This window comes from Nonomuraea typhae (assembly GCF_009760925.1).
In the GTDB taxonomy this organism is placed as follows: domain Bacteria; phylum Actinomycetota; class Actinomycetes; order Streptosporangiales; family Streptosporangiaceae; genus Nonomuraea; species Nonomuraea typhae.
Window position 1 is genome coordinate 23322 of the sequence record NZ_VRLV01000017.1, and the last position, 14081, is coordinate 37402.

Here is a 14081-nt window from a genome sequence, read left to right on the forward strand (position 1 = left end):
GGCCGGACTGGACAAAGATGGCACCCTCACTGCGGACCGTCGTGCGACGGATGGGCCTGCGGCCGCTGGCCGGCTCGCTGGACCCCGCCGTCCGCTGGGTCGCGGTCAGCGAGCTGGAGGATCCCACGCCCTTCCTGGAGGGCTCCGAACTGCTGCTGACCACCGGGATGCGGCTGACCGGCAACTTCACACCCTACGTCGCCCGCCTGGTGGAGCGCGGCGTCGCCGGGCTCGGCTTCGGCGTGGGCCTCACCCACGACACCGTGCCCTCCGAACTGGTCGCCGCCGCGACGACCGCCGGCCTGCCGCTGCTCGAAGTGCCGCGGGAAACCCCCTTCATCGCCATCGGCAAGGTCGTCAGCGAACTGCTGGCCGCCGAGCAGTACGAGGAGATCACCCGCGCCTTCGCCGCCCAGGGCCGCCTGACCCGCGCCGCCCTCCGGCCCGAGGGCATGAACGCCGTCATCGACCGCCTGGCCAAGGAGGTGGACGGCTGGGCGGCCCTGCTGGACGAGACCGGCGCGGTCCGCCACGCCACCCCGGGCGCGCGAGCCGAGACCGTGGCCGCGGACCTGTCTCCCGACGCCGACGGCCGCTTCCCGGCGAGCCTGGCCATCTCCGGGCCCGAAGGACAGGTCGTCGTGCAGCCCCTGGGCGGTGGGGCCCGGCCGCGCGGGTTCTTCGCCGTCGGCGCGGCCCACGCCTTCTCACCCGTCACCCACACCGTGATCAACGCCGCGGGCTCGCTGCTCACGCTGGCCGTCGAGCGGGGGAACGCCTACCTGGAGGCCGAGCGCAGAGTGCGCGCCGCCGTACTGGAGCTGCTGCTCGCCGGCGCGGTGGAGCAGGCGCGGGCGATCCTCGGCGCGCTCGGCGGCGGGCTGCCCGAGGAACCGGTGGCGGTCCTCGCCGCCGCCCCGGACGCGCTCGACCTCCTCGAGCCCCACGCCTTCACCGCCACGACCGCGCCGGGGCTGAGCGTGGCCGTGGCCGCGGCGGAGGCGGCCGAGCGCGTGGCCGCGCACGCCGGAGCGGCCGGGCTCAGCGGACCCAGCTCGTACGGCGAGCTGCGCGGCGCGCTCGACCAGGCCAGGCGCGCCTTCCAGGCCAGCGACGGCGGGCTCGTGCGCTTCGCCGACCTGGCCGGGCAGGGCCTGCTCGCGCTGCTGGACCCGGCGGCCGCGCAGGCGTTCTCGGCCGCGACGCTGGCCCCGCTCAGCAGGTACGGCTCCCGCGCCGACCTGGTCGGCTCGCTGCGCGCCTACCTGGCCAGCAACGGGCACTGGGACGCGGCGGCGCAACGGCTGGGCATTCACCGGCACACGTTGCGCTACCGGATGAAACGGGTCGCCGAACTGCTCGGGCGCGACCTGGACGACCCCGGGGTGCGGGCCGAGCTGTGGATCGCGCTCGAAGCCACTGGTTGAGCTATTTGTTGACCAGGTAGCAGCAGATGGTGGCCGTGGTGACCGCCTCGTAGGTGCGGCCGTCGCGCAGGTGCCCGGCGCGCTCCAGGCTGATGGCGCCCTGGGCGGCGGCCCACAGCGCGTCGGCGATCTTCCTGGGCTGGGTGGGGATCAGGTAGCCCTGGGCGATGCAGTCGGCGATGACCCGGTCGAGGATGTTCAGGGCGGCCCTGGCCAGGGTTCTGGCGCGCTCGCTGGGCTCGAAGCCGGGGATGGCGCGTTCGAACATCAGCGAGTAGAAGCCGGGCTCGGCCAGGCACGCCTGGCGGTAGGCGGGGCCGAGAGCGGTGAGGTGCTCGAAGGGGTCCCTCCTGTGCGGGACGGCCTCGAGGTAGCGGCGGAACCTTTCGAATCCCTCCAGGTACAGGGCTTCTGCCAGGCCCTCCCTGCTGCCGAACATCGTGTAGATCACCGGCGCGGTGCATCCGGCCTCGGCGGCGATCCTCCGGATGGTGAGGCTCTCCGGGCCGTCGCTGGCGAGCAGGCCGACGGCGACGTCGAGGAGGCGCGAGCGGAGTTCGTCCTGCCCGGCGCGCTCGCCGACAAGGTAGGCGCCCTGGAGCCCAAGCGGGGCCGACACATGATGTCCGGTCACGGGGCCCACGCCTCTCTTGCTCGGGGGCCCACCGCGCTGGAGACCCGCACACCTTGACTTAGCCGCGGCGACGACCGTTCAAACCGCTTCACAAGGTAAACATCCCGCTTTAGTACTACTTCTGTTACAACGCAGGTCAACACTTGGGGCTCACGGTAACGGGCGAGGTCAGCGGTGGTGTTGCGCACCTTGGGAACTCTTCCCCGGAGTAACGTCACAGAGACTGCCCGGATGGATGGAGGAGGGTGTCTCCGTGCTGTACGTCTTCGGCTTCGAACAGACCGGTGTCCTGCTGAGCGATCTGTACTTCGTCGACCCGAACCCGGCCAAGGGACAGGAGGGCGCCGAGCACGGCGTCCGGCTGGAGGTGAGAGAACTCGACCGGGGCGAGCTCAAGGGGTCGATCTACTCCGCCCAGCCGTTCTCCGCGGGCCGGCCGATCTGGCGGGTGGACCTGCTGGAGTCCGTGGCGGGCCGGCCCGGCAGCTTCGACCGGACCCATCACCACCCGGAGTTCACCGACTGGGATCCGAGCTCGCGGGTGTTCGATCGCGAGCTGTCGGCCGATCCGCTGAGCTGGCTGGCCACCCGGCTGTCCGAGGCCGACGGGCCGTTGTCGGCGCTGGGTGAGCAGGACAGGACGGCGCTGCGGGAGGCGGCGCCCGAGATCGTCGAGGCGGCCGGGCGGCTGCTCGAGCGGGTGCGCGCCGGCGAACTGGGCGCCGCGCCGCCGGGCGCCCGGCTGACGAACGCCAGGATCGGCTGGCTCTGAACACCACCCCCGCCACGTGGCCGGTTGTACGCAACGGCCAGTGCGCGGGGGGCTCTTGTGCACCCCGGTGCAGTTCCACGATCCACGCCGTGGCATAACGTCGGGGTATGGACGTTCGTACCTTCTGGCTCGCCGGGCGCCCCGCCACCGGGGACGCAGAGCTCACCGTGACCAATCCCCACGACGGTCGCGAGGTCGGGCGATATTCGGTGCCGACCGCCGCCCAGGTCGAAGAGGCCGTCGCGGCCGCCGCGGCGGTGGCCAAGCAGGCCGCCGCCCTCCCCGTCCACGTGCGCGCGGAAGCGCTCGCCCACGTCTCGCGCCGGCTGGCCGAGCGGGCCGACGAGATCGCCCACCTGATCATGTCCGAGAACGGCAAGCCGATCATGTGGGCCCGCGGCGAGGTGAACCGGGCCATCGCGACGTTCCGGTTCGCCGCCGAGGAGACCCGCCGCTGGTCCGGCGGTACGCAGCGGCTCGACACCGAACCCGCCGCCGCCGGTCGCCTGGCCTACGTCACCCGCGTGCCCAAGGGTCCCGTGCTGGCGATCACGCCGTTCAACTTCCCCCTCAACCTCGTCGCCCACAAGGTCGCCCCCGCGATCGCCGTCGGCGCCCCGGTGATCGTCAAGCCCGCGCCGGCCACCCCGCTCAGCTCGCTGGTGCTGGGCGACATCCTGGCCGAGACCGACCTGCCGGCCGGCATGTTCTCCGTGCTGCCGATCGAGAACGAGCGCGCCGGGGACCTGGTCAACGACCCCCGGCTGCCGGTCGTCTCCTTCACCGGCTCCGCCCCCGTCGGCTACGCCATCGCCGACCAGATCCCCCGCAAGCACGTCACCCTCGAGCTGGGCGGCAACGCGGCCGCGGTGGTCCTGGCCGACGCCGACCTCGACTGGGCCGCCCAGCGCGTCGCCCTGTTCTCCAACTACCAGGCCGGGCAGAGCTGCATCGCCGTACAGCGCGTGATCGTCGAGCGGCCGGTGTACGACGCGTTCGTCGAGCGCCTGCTGCCCGCCGTGGAAGCCCTCGTCACCGGCGACCCCGCCGACGAGAAGACCCAGGTGGGTCCGCTCGTCTCCGTCGCCGCCGCCGAGCGCGTGGAACAGTGGGTGGGCGAGGCGGTCGGCGCCGGGGCGAAGGTCCTGGCCGGCGGCACCCGCGACGGCGCCACGGTCGCCCCGACCGTGCTGGCCGAGGTGCCGCACGACGCCAAGGTCAACGTCGAGGAGGTGTTCGGGCCCGTCATGATCCTCCAGCCCGCCGCCTCGATCGACGAGGCGTACGCGATGGTCAACGACTCCAAGTACGGCCTGCAGGCCGGGATCTTCACCAAGTCGCTGGACGCCGCCTTCCGGGCCAACCGGGAGCTGGAGGTCGGCGGCGTGATCATCGGCGACGTGCCGTCCTACCGGGCCGACCAGATGCCGTACGGCGGCGTCAAGGACTCCGGCGTCGGCCGCGAGGGCCTGCACTCGGCCATGGAGGACTACACCTACGAGAAGGTGATGGTCCTGACCGGGCTATCCCTCTAGGAGCAGGTGGCGGGTCAGGAACTCCCACTGGCGGCGCTGCACGTACTCCTCGGCGTGCAGGTAGCCGTGGGCGGCGTTCGGCACCATGAGCATCTCGAAGTCGGCGTCGGCCCGGATCAGGGCGTCGATCAGCCGCAGCGACATGCCCGGGTGACAGTTGTCGTCCATCTCGCCGAAGACGATCATCAGCTTGCCCCGGAGGTTCCCGGCCAGCCCGGCCAGCGAGTGCGCGGCGTAGTCCTGGGGCGGCGGTCCCTGGTACGTCTCGCCCCAGACGGCGTAGTAGGCGTCGTGCTCGTAGTCCCCGGCCGAGGCGACGCCCACGTGGAAGAAGTCCGGGTAGGTGAGCAGCGCGCGGGCGGTGGCCGCGCCGCCGCCCGAGTGCCCGGTGACGCCCACGCGCGTCAGATCGAGGTAGGGGCGTTCGGCGGCGAGCTGCCCGATGGCGGCCACATGGTCGGCCAGCCCCGCCGAGCAGGCCGGGTCGCCGTAGGAGGCGTCCTGGAAGCGCTTGCCGCGGAAGGGGGTGCCGCGGCCGTCCATCACCACGACGGCGAACCCGAGCGCGGCCAGCGCGGGCGCGTGCCCGGCCGGGTCGAGCAGCCACGGGTCGATCGGGTAGCCGCGGACCGTGATGCGCGCCTGGCGGGCGAGCTGCGGTCCGTTGTAGATGGAGTCCACGATCGGGTAGCTGCCGTCGGGGTCGAAGCCGGCCGGCAGGTAGAGCAGCCCGTGCACGTCGGTGACGCCGTCGGCGGCCTTGGCGGTGAAGCGCTCCGGCGCCCGCCACCCGGCTTCGATCAGCGCCGAGAGGTCGGCCCGCGCGAGTTCCGTGACGACGGCGCCGGAGGCGTCCCGCAGGACGGTGACGGCGGGGGTCCCGGGCGTGGCGTAGGTGTCGATCAGCCAGCGGCCGTCGGGGGAGACCTGGCCCTGGTGGTCGGCGTCCTCGGGCGTCAGCACGGTGACGCCGCCGCCGTCCAGGCCGGCCCGGCAGATGCGCCGGTCGTAGGGGTTGCCGCCGTGGCCGCCGGAGGCGAACACGACCTGCCTGGCCGTCCAGTCGAGGTGAAGGATCTCGCGGACCATCCACTCGCCCTCGGTCACCGCGTTCACCACCTGCCCGTCCACATACCGGTACAGGTGGCCCCAGCCGGTCCGCTCCGAGTACCACAGCACCTCGTCGCCGTGGGTCCTGACCAGCGGCGCGTCCACGAGGAGCGGGCCGGACAGCTGGACGGTCTCCGACTTCTCCTCCAGCACCCGCTCGGCGTGGCCGGTCCTGGCGTCGATCCGGTAGAGGCGGGCCGCCTTGGCGCCGCGCGTGCCGTACAGCAGCCACAGGGTGTCGTCGCCGCACCACCAGAGGCGGCCGATGCCGAGCGGCGTGTCGTGGGTGAAGGTCAGCGGCGGCAGATCGACGTCGACGCGCTCGCCGGTCGCCGCGTCGAAGATCATGTGCTGGACGGTCGGCAGGGGATCGCCGGGCATCTCGTAGTGCCGGGTGTGCGCCAGCGGGCGCGGGCCGCCGCCGGGCGGGCAGGACTGCGTGAGCGTCAGCGTGGGGACGTGCCGCTGGTCCACCCGCTGGGTGACGAACCGGCGGCCGCCGGGCGCCCAGGCCAGCTCCGGCGGGGTGTCCATGCCCAGCTGAACGGCCATGATCGGCATCGCGCCCTGGTCGCTGGGCAGGCCGTAGGCGTGTCCCGGCACGCCGTCGGTGGTCAGTGGCCGGCCGTTGACCAGCAGGTTTCCATCTCGTACGGCGACGGCGTAGCGTTCACCGGCGGCCTCCCCGGGGACACCGGCACCCTCGTCAGGTTCGCCGGCGGGTTCCGTCACCCGCTCCCCGGTTTCAGGAAAAATCCGGACCCGGCCCTCAGGCGCGGTGTACCAGAACGAGTCCCCCTCCCAAACAGGTGTGATCGTCGCCAGGCGTACCAGGTCGGGCTCGCGGTCCGGCAGGAGCGCGGCGGCACGGCGGAAACGGTCGTTCATCGGTTTTCTCCGATCGCGTGGTCGATGAGGGCGTCCAGATCGCCCATGAGGGTCTTGCGGATGCTCGCGACGGCCCAGGCGCCCAGCAGCGCCGGAATCGTCAGAAGGGGAAGCGCGGCCTGCGGCGAGGCGGCCAGCCCGAGCAGGCCGGCCCCCAGCACCCCGCCGAGCGCGACGACCAGCCCCAGGGCGGCCATGGCGTGCGCCCGGTCGGCCGGCCTGATCACCGACAGGGCGCCGATGAACAGGCAGGGCCCGACCACCGCCAGCAGCGCCTGGCCCAGCGCGAGCAGGCAGAGCATCAGCCAGAGCGCGGGCGAGAGCGCCGACGCCCCGAAGGCCAGCGCCGAGGCGGCCAGCGCCCCGCCGGACAGGAACATGAACCGCGCGGGCCCGGCCCGGTAGGCCGCCTCGGCCCGGCCGCCGAACAGGGCCAGCGCCAGGATCGAGGTCACCGCCGCCGCCCCGGTGAACAGGCCGCGCTGACCGGGAGGCAGCGCGTACTCGCCCTCCAGGAGGGCCGAGACGGCCACGCCGTACGGCACGGCCAGCGTCCCCAGGGCGGTCAGCCCCAGGCACAGCCGGCGCACCGAGGGCACGGCCAGCACGCGGCGGACCGTCCGCCAGAATCCCTGCTCGCCGTGCGGCTGCTCCTGCCCGAGCCCGGCCCGGGAACGCAGTTCCGCCACGTCCCAGCGGCCCAGGACCGGCTCGCGCAGCCGCAGCGCGTACACGCAGGCCAGCAGTGAGACCGCGCCCAGGCAGGCGAAGACCGCGCGCCAGTCCAGGCCCAGCCACGACACCAGCGCGGCGATCACCAGCGGCGCCAGGGCGCCGGCCAGCGGGGAGGCCGAGGAGTACCAGGACATCACCCGCATCCGGGCGGGCGGCGGGTAGGCGTCCATGAGAAGCGGCGGGTGCAGCAGCGCCACCGCTCCCGTGCTCGCGCCGTTGACCAGCATCAGCGCGGCCAGGGCCACGGGCCCGTCGACCAGGCCGGTGAACAGCGTGGCCAGGCTCCAGCCGAAGCCGGTGGCGACGGCCAGCCGTACCCGGTGGGGATAGCGGCGCAGCAGCGCGGCCACGGCGAACGGCGCGGCTCCGGCGGCCACGCCCTGCACGGCGAGGATCGTGGCCAGCGAGCCCGGTTCCAGGCCCAGCGAGGCGGCGACCTCCGGCGCCAGAACCCCGAAAGCCTGGGTCTGGAAGTTGTCCACCACGGCCAGCCCGCCCAGCGCCGTGAGGAAGGTCAGGCCGGTGCCGTGCTCCCGCAAGGTGCGCAGCAGCGGCGCGCTGTCGTCGCCCCGCCCGGTCACCCCGAGGACGGCCCGGGCGTCATCCCTGCTCAGCCCATCGTTCATGGCAGTCGAGGATCACGTGAGCGGCGGGGGCGGCACGAGCCCCGAAGGGACTGACCGGATACCTACTTTCGTTGCATCCGTGGCCCTGACCTGCATGGGTAGCGTGGTCGGCATGAACGCGCGAGCCGTCAGGCTGCTGGGTGACGTCGCGCTCGCCGTCGGGGTGGGCGTGGCGGGGGTCGGCAGCGACCTGGTGATGAACGGGGCCGTGCCCATGGTCCTGGTGCCCGAGGTGCCGTGGCGGGGGGTCTGGATCCAGGCGGTGGCCGCGCTCATGCTGCTGGCCCGGCGGCGCCACCCCCTGGCCGTGGCGGTGGCGATGCTGCCGCTGGGGTACGCCGAGCTCCCGCTGGCGATGCCGTTCGCGCTGTACTCGCTGGGGGCGCATCAGGACGACCGGCGGCGGGTGATCGTGGTCGCCGCGCTGTGGCTGGCGGTGCTGTCGCATCTGTGGGAGCCGCGCGACCTGACCACCGCCGTGCACCTGCTGTCGATCGGCGGCCTGGCCGTGATCCCGGCCAGTGTGCTGGGCTTGTACATCGACAGCCGCCGCCGCCTCGACACCGCGCTGGCCGAGAAGGCCGCCAGGGAGGCCAGGGCCGAGGAGCGCACCCGGCTGGCCCGCGAGGTGCACGACGTGGTCACCCACCACGTCAGCCTCATGGTGCTGCAGGCCGGGTCGTTGCGCATGGCCGCGCCGGACGAGGAGGTACGGCGGGCGGCCGAGGAGATCCGCGCCACCGGCCGCCGGGCGCTCGGCGAGCTGCGCGAGGTGGTCGGCGTGCTGCGCGACAGCGGCCCGGCCGAGCTGGCGCCCCAGCCGACCCTGCTGGACGTCTCCCGCCTGGTCGCCGAGTCCGGCCTGCGGGTCAAGCTGCGGCAGGACGCCGGCCTCGAGGTCTCCGCCGCGCTGGGCCGCACCGCCTACCGCGTGGTCCAGGAGGCGCTGACCAACGCGCGCAAGCACGCTCCGGGCGCCGAGGTGGACGTACGGCTGAGCGGCCACGAAGGCGGGGTGCGCGTCACCGTCGGCAACCCGGCGGGCCGGACGTCCGGCGCGTTCCCCGCCTCCGGCTCCGGGCTGCTCGGCCTGCGCCAGCGGGTGGAGCTCGTCGGCGGCGCCTTCAGCGCGGGCTGGACCGACTCCGGCCGCTTCGAGCTCGTGGCCGTGCTGCCCGGTCAGGGGGCGGCGGCGTGACCCGGGTCCTGCTCGTGGACGACGAGCGCATGGTCTGCGCGCACCTGCGGGCGATCCTGTCCCGCGCGGGCGACCTGGAGATCGTCGGCGAGGCGTACGACGGCGCCGAGGCCGTCGAGGCGATGGTCCGGCTGGCGCCGCAGGTCGTGCTCATGGACATCCGGATGCCCGGCGTGGACGGCCTGACCGCCACCGAGCACGCGGCGGTGCTGCCGTACCCGCCGAAGATCATCATGCTGACCACGTTCGACCTCGACGAGTACGTGGTGCGGGCGCTGCGCGCGGGCGCCGCCGGGTTCGTTCTGAAGGACACCGATCCGGAGGATCTCATCGACATCGTCAGGGTGGCCGCCGACGGCCAGGCGATCCTCTCCCCGGTCGTGATCGGCCGCCTGGTCGCCGCCTTCGCGCCCGGCGAGCCCGCCCGCCGTACCGCCAGAGCCGCGGTCGCGGGGCTCACCGAGCGCGAGCGCGACGTGCTCGTCTGCCTGGGCGAGGGTCTGTCCAACGCGCAGATCGGGGCGCGGTTGTTCCTCAGCGAGACGACGGTCAAGGGATACGTCTCACGGATGCTGGCCAAGCTGGGCTGCGCCAACCGCACCCAGGCCGCGTTGCTGGCCTACGACGCCGACCTGGTCTCGCGCTCGTAGCGCCGGGCCGCGAACGCGCCGTTGACCAGGCGCACCGCCCGGCCGTCGCGCACCACGAAGGCCAGGTCCCAGCCCCGCCCGCCGGACAGGTCCTGCTCGGGCAGGAACCGGTCGCCCTCCAGCGGCAGCAGCCTCACCGGCGGGCCGGCCTCGCCCGAGGCCGGATCGCGCAGCGTCAGCAGCAGCTCGCCGCCGGCCGCGCTCACCTCGTAGCGCATGTCGCACGCCGCGTAGAAGCCGACGTACGGCGTGGCGTCCTCGACCGGGCGCCCGTCCGGCCGCACGTCGTGGAACCCGGTGCCCAGCACCTCCTCGATCACCGCCGCGGCCAGGGGGTAACCGGCGTGCGGCGAGTTGCAGATCACCGCCACGACCGTGTCCTCGGTCCACACCAGGGTGGAGGAGCCGCCGAGGTTAGTGCCGCTGTGGCCGTGGACGACCAGGTTCCCAAGCCGGCGCCGGTAAGGGCCGAGGCACCACTGCTCGGCGAAACGCCGGGTGGGGAGCGTCACCTGGGGCTCCTGCATCGCCTGCCTGACCTTCGCCGGCAACACCGGGCCGCGCAGGAACGCTTCACCGAACCTGGCCAGGTCGCCCGCGGTCGTGCACAGCGTGCTCCCCGCCGGGCCGGAGGCGCGGGAGAACGTCCAGGGGCGCACCACCGCGCCGTCCGGGCCGTGGCCGACCGCCACGCGATGGTAGGGCAACTCCTCCTGCAGCGTCACCGAATGGCGCAGGCCCAGCGGCTCCAGCACCCGCTCGCGCAGCGCCAGGTCCCAGCTCGTGCCCGCCCTCCGCGCGGCCAGCGTTCCGGCGATCACCGTGGAGGCGTTGCTGTAGCTGTAGCCTTCGCCGGGCTCGAACAACGGCTCCAGATCGCTCAGCGTGGCCAGATAGTCGGCGGGGTCGTCGTAGAAGCCGTTGTCGATGCCGGCGGTCATCGACAACAGGTGGCGCAGGGTGACCCGGTCGCCGTGGGCCACCCGCAGCTCGGGCAGGTGCTCGCGCACCGGCGCGTCCAGGTCGAGCAGGCCCTCGCCCACCAGGATCATCGCCAGCGCGGCCGTGCACAACTTGGTCGTGGACCCGGCCTGGATCAGGGTGTCCGTCGTCATGGGCAGGCCCAGCTCGGCGTTGGCCGTGCCGTACGCGGTCTCCCGCAAGCCGTTGCCGTCCAGCACCGCTACCTGGGCGCCCGTGATACCCAGCCGGGCAAGCATCTCTTCCATACCGGGCGAGTTTCACCAGTCGCCGGGCGGCGGCTCAAGGGCGTGGCGGCTTCAGGCAACGTTCGGGACGGGCGAAACCTACTTTGGTAGCACCTAGGAACGCTGGGCGGTGTTGAACAGGGCGCGGGCCGAGTCGCCGAGGTAGGGGCCGTACATCGTGCCCTGGTCGTCGGAGTACTTGAAGCTGCTCACCGACGTCACCGTGCCCTTGCCCGTGGCCGGGTCGAAGCGGGTCAGCCACGGCCCGCCGCTGGACCCGGCGGTCATGTCACAGCCGAGCCCCTGGTCACGCGTCTGGCCGTAGGGATCCTCGCGCAGCCGTCCGGCGCAGTAGTAGAGGTGCTCGCCGTCGTAGGGCGGATCGGCCGGGTATCCGAAGCCGTACGCCTGCCCGCCGCGCCGGGCGTTGAAGGCGATCTCCTGGGACCCCACCACGTCGGTGACGTGCCTGCCGTTGGAGGTGTTGAGGGCGACCATGCCCACGTCGTAGCTGTCGTCGCCGCCGCGTGACCACGGCCCGGCCACGAACATGCGGCGCGCCGTGTAGGCGCCGTACGGCTGGCCGCCGCCCTCTTGGTAACCGGGGACGAACGTCCAGTTCTTGGCCCATTCCCCGGCCCCGTCCTTGACGCAGTGCCCGGCGGTGACCACGACGTCCCGGTTGGCGCTGCGGATCGTGCCCGCCGAGCAGACGAAGTCCACCTCGTCGACGGTGAGGAAGACGCGGCCGGTCGTCTGGGACACCAGGCCGCCGGTCACCCAGCGGGAGCCGGAGGTAGTGCTCTGGGGGCGGGCCGACTGGCGGCGCGGGATGACGATCTGCGCGCTGCCGCCGGACACGTCGGGTTTGGCGCCGAGACCGGATTCGCTGGAGATGCCGCTGAGCACGCCGTCCTTGGAGAGCAGGTCACCGTTCTTGGCGAGCGGGCCGCCGTTCTTGGACGGGCCGCCGTTCTTGGAGGTGCCGCCGAGCAGGCCGCCGCCCTTGGTGACGATGCCGAGCATGTCGATCGGCAGCGCGCCGGCCATGCGCCCGGGCGTCCAGTAGCCGAGCACGCGCTGCTGGTCCGCGGGGGTGCGGGCGGCGACGTGCTCGACGACCTCGGTGCGGGCGGCCGAGCGCTCGACTCTGGAGACGGACGGGCGGTCGGCCGGCTGCTGGGCGGGGGTGGCACCGATGAGGGCCGGGCCCACCAGCCCCGCGACGAGCGGGGCTGCCGCCAGCAGGGGGGTGCTCAGGGTCATGACCCCCGAGTGTGCACTACGTCGGGTGGTCTTGTGACTACTTTCGGTAAATGAGTTAGAGGGCGTCCGTGGTCTGGGCGGAGTTGTAGACGGCTTGGGCTTCTGCCCCGAAATACGGGCCGAACATCCAGTTCGGCGCGAAGTTGTATTTGAAGCTGTTGACCGAGTTGAGCGTGCCCAGCCCGGACGCCTCGGTGAAATTCTGGAACCAGGGGCCGCCGCTCGAACCGCCGGTCATGTTACACGTCAGCCCGTGATCCCTGGAGAGCAGGAAGTCGTCGAACGTGCGCCCGGCGCAGTAGATCAGCTTCGACCCGTCGTACGGCGCCGCCGCCGGGTAGCCGAAGGCGTGCATCTGGAGCCGGCGGGCCTGGTTGAACGCGACCCCCTGCCCGCCCACCGCGTCGGTGAGCGTCCTGCCCTGCAGCGGGGCGACCACGGCGGCGGCCATGTCGAAGTTGATGTCCTCGCGGGCGTTCCACTGCGACGTGGTGAGGAGCTTGGTGGCCACCCAGGTGCCGTGGGGCCGCTGGCCGGCGGTGTAGCCGGGGACGAAGACCCAGTTGGTGTGGAAGGCGCCGCCCATCTTCACGCAGTGGCCGGCGGTGATGACGACGCTCTTGTTGGCGCTGGTCACGGCCGATCCCGAGCAGGAGGCGTTGCGTCCCTGGTAGGTGAAGAAGACCCGGCCGGTGGTCCTGGTGACGGCGCCGTCGCGGGTCCACGGGGCGCCGCCGCCGGCCTGGGCGGCCTGCTGCCCGGTGGCGTCGGTGGGCGGGGCGGTGAAGGGGATGCCTCTGGTGGGTTCGCCGGGGCTGCCGGGGCCGTACTTGCCGCCGGTCTTGGGAGCGGGGGGAGTGAGCGGCTGCGCGTCCTCCATCTTCTGCGGCGTCCAATAGGACTGGACGGCGCGCTGCTCGGACTTGCTGTCGGCGGCCGTGCGCGCGACGGGCTTGGGGCCCGCCGCGGCCGGTGCGGTCGCCGCCTGCGCCGCCCCGGCCGGGAGCAGGACGCTCCCGGCCGCGAGGGCGGCGATCGACAGCAGAGTGACTCTGCGGTGCATTACATACCTCCCGAAACCGGATCTCGGCTTGGAAAGGTAGCGGGGCGAATATCGCCATTTCCCGAGTTTTGCTCATACAGATATAGCGATATTCGGGCATAAATCGTGTTAATTATCTGCTGTCACACCTGTAGCCGGTACTCCGCGCTGAACCCCAGGAGGCGCTCCGCCTTCGACAGGTCCACCGGCACCGTCCGCCCCGGCAGCGGCGCCCGGATCTCCACCCCGGGATGGAAGCGCTCCAGCAGTTCCGCGGTCGGCTCCTTGGCCAGCGTCTCCGGCGCGCACACGCACACCACCTCGGCTCCCGGCCCCGGCACCCCGAGCGCCAGCACGCAGGCCCGCGCGGCGTCCCTGGTCTCCAGATAGGCCCAGTACCCGCGCGCATGGTGGCCCGGATCGGCGGCCGTCGCCGCGGCGAAGTCGTCGAGCCGCTCCTCGAACCCGCCCACGTACGGCAGGCGCAACGCGACGATCCCCATCCCGTGCCGTCGCGCCATCGTCCTGGCCGTCTCCTCGTCCACCAGCTTCGACAGCGCGTAAGGATCCTCGGCCTGCACGGGCACCGCCTCGTCCACGGGAACGTAGGCCGGATGCAGCTCCCGCCCCGCGAACGGCAGCCCGTCGGCCGCCATCGAACTGGCCAAGCAAACTTGCCGCACCCCGGCCAGCCCTGCCTGCTCCAGCACGGTGAAGGTGGCCAGGGTGTTCTGCCCGAACACCTGCTCGGCCGGCAGCCGCTCCGGCGTGGCGATCGCCGCGAGGTGGATGACCGCGTCCACCCCCTCCAGCGCCGCCCGTACTGCCACCGGGTCGCCCGCCTCTCCGGCGACCACCCGCGCGGTGGGCAGGTCACCGGGATCGTTCCGCTCCAGCGCGACCGCCTCGTCACCCCGCGCGGCCAGCAGGTCGAGCACCGCCCGCCCGATCCGCCCCGCCGCACCCGTCACCAGCACCCGAGTCGTCATA

The 14081-nt window shown here is 72.9% G+C and carries 12 protein-coding genes; 5 read left to right on the forward strand and 7 right to left on the reverse strand.

Annotated features, from left to right (window positions below; translation table 11 throughout):
- Positions 1–17: 17 nt before the first annotated feature.
- Positions 18–1427 carry a PucR family transcriptional regulator gene (locus FVE25_RS43560; protein ID WP_157253398.1) on the forward strand — a complete coding sequence of 470 codons (1410 nt, stop codon included), beginning with the start codon at positions 18–20 and terminating at the stop codon, positions 1425–1427.
- A 1-nt stretch (position 1428) separates the two neighbouring features.
- On the opposite strand, the gene FVE25_RS43565 is transcribed toward FVE25_RS43560, so the two are convergent.
- Positions 1429–2046, reverse strand: coding sequence for a TetR/AcrR family transcriptional regulator (locus FVE25_RS43565; protein WP_157253399.1), 618 nt, complete (start codon positions 2044–2046; stop codon positions 1429–1431).
- Positions 2047–2296: 250 nt separating this feature from the next.
- Here FVE25_RS43565 and FVE25_RS43570 point away from each other — a divergent pair, with 250 nt between their 5' ends.
- The gene (locus tag FVE25_RS43570) at positions 2297–2833 is read left to right on the forward strand and encodes a hypothetical protein (RefSeq protein ID WP_219825917.1); all 537 of its coding nucleotides are present in this window, start codon (positions 2297–2299) and stop codon (positions 2831–2833) included.
- Between the two features lie 107 nt (positions 2834–2940).
- Entirely contained in the window at positions 2941–4368 is a 1428-nt protein-coding gene (locus FVE25_RS43575) for an aldehyde dehydrogenase family protein (RefSeq protein WP_157253400.1), read from the forward strand.
- Here the strand turns inward: FVE25_RS43575 and FVE25_RS43580 are convergent.
- Entirely contained in the window at positions 4357–6366 is a 2010-nt protein-coding gene (locus tag FVE25_RS43580) for a S9 family peptidase (protein WP_157253401.1), read from the reverse strand. The genes FVE25_RS43575 and FVE25_RS43580 overlap by 12 nt on opposite strands.
- The gene (locus FVE25_RS43585) at positions 6363–7727 is read right to left on the reverse strand and encodes an MFS transporter (protein ID WP_157253402.1); all 1365 of its coding nucleotides are present in this window, start codon (positions 7725–7727) and stop codon (positions 6363–6365) included. The genes FVE25_RS43580 and FVE25_RS43585 overlap by 4 nt, the downstream gene beginning before the upstream one ends.
- A gap of 112 nt (positions 7728–7839) precedes the next feature.
- Here FVE25_RS43585 and FVE25_RS43590 point away from each other — a divergent pair, with 112 nt between their 5' ends.
- Complete coding sequence (locus FVE25_RS43590) at positions 7840–8925, forward strand: sensor histidine kinase (protein WP_157253403.1); 1086 nt, start codon at positions 7840–7842, stop codon at positions 8923–8925.
- Positions 8922–9575, forward strand: a complete 654-nt coding sequence (locus FVE25_RS43595; RefSeq protein ID WP_157253404.1) for a response regulator — start codon at positions 8922–8924, stop codon at positions 9573–9575. Before FVE25_RS43590 ends, FVE25_RS43595 begins: the two co-directional genes overlap by 4 nt.
- Here the strand turns inward: FVE25_RS43595 and FVE25_RS43600 are convergent.
- From FVE25_RS43600 to FVE25_RS43615, 4 genes are all read right to left on the reverse strand, one after another.
- Positions 9545–10804, reverse strand: coding sequence for a serine hydrolase domain-containing protein (locus tag FVE25_RS43600; RefSeq protein WP_157253405.1), 1260 nt, complete (start codon positions 10802–10804; stop codon positions 9545–9547). The two genes, FVE25_RS43595 and FVE25_RS43600, sit on opposite strands and share 31 nt — an antisense overlap.
- 93 nt (positions 10805–10897) lie before the next feature.
- Entirely contained in the window at positions 10898–12049 is a 1152-nt protein-coding gene (locus FVE25_RS43605; protein ID WP_246268385.1) for a trypsin-like serine peptidase, read from the reverse strand.
- Between the two features lie 55 nt (positions 12050–12104).
- Positions 12105–13112, reverse strand: coding sequence for a trypsin-like serine peptidase (locus tag FVE25_RS43610; protein ID WP_157253406.1), 1008 nt, complete (start codon positions 13110–13112; stop codon positions 12105–12107).
- A 122-nt stretch (positions 13113–13234) separates the two neighbouring features.
- Positions 13235–14080: an NAD-dependent epimerase/dehydratase family protein gene (locus tag FVE25_RS43615; RefSeq protein ID WP_181019903.1), complete on the reverse strand. Its 846-nt coding sequence runs from the start codon at positions 14078–14080 to the stop codon at positions 13235–13237.
- Position 14081 lies beyond the last annotated feature (1 nt).

Bases quoted from the DNA above. Each gene is read 5' to 3' on its own strand.
- FVE25_RS43580 (WP_157253401.1), bottom strand. From the start codon at position 6,366: ATGAACGACCGTTTCCGCCGTGCCGCCGCGCTCCTGCCGGACCGCGAG.
- FVE25_RS43585 (WP_157253402.1), bottom strand. From the start codon at position 7,727: ATGAACGATGGGCTGAGCAGGGATGACGCCCGGGCCGTCCTCGGGGTG.
- FVE25_RS43560 (WP_157253398.1), top strand. From the start codon at position 18: ATGGCACCCTCACTGCGGACCGTCGTGCGACGGATGGGCCTGCGGCCG.
- FVE25_RS43590 (WP_157253403.1), top strand. From the start codon at position 7,840: ATGAACGCGCGAGCCGTCAGGCTGCTGGGTGACGTCGCGCTCGCCGTC.
- FVE25_RS43570 (WP_219825917.1), top strand. From the start codon at position 2,297: ATGGAGGAGGGTGTCTCCGTGCTGTACGTCTTCGGCTTCGAACAGACC.
- FVE25_RS43575 (WP_157253400.1), top strand. From the start codon at position 2,941: ATGGACGTTCGTACCTTCTGGCTCGCCGGGCGCCCCGCCACCGGGGAC.
- FVE25_RS43610 (WP_157253406.1), bottom strand. From the start codon at position 13,112: ATGCACCGCAGAGTCACTCTGCTGTCGATCGCCGCCCTCGCGGCCGGG.
- FVE25_RS43615 (WP_181019903.1), bottom strand. From the start codon at position 14,080: ATGACGACTCGGGTGCTGGTGACGGGTGCGGCGGGGCGGATCGGGCGG.
- FVE25_RS43600 (WP_157253405.1), bottom strand. From the start codon at position 10,804: ATGGAAGAGATGCTTGCCCGGCTGGGTATCACGGGCGCCCAGGTAGCG.
- FVE25_RS43605 (WP_246268385.1), bottom strand. From the start codon at position 12,049: ATGACCCTGAGCACCCCCCTGCTGGCGGCAGCCCCGCTCGTCGCGGGG.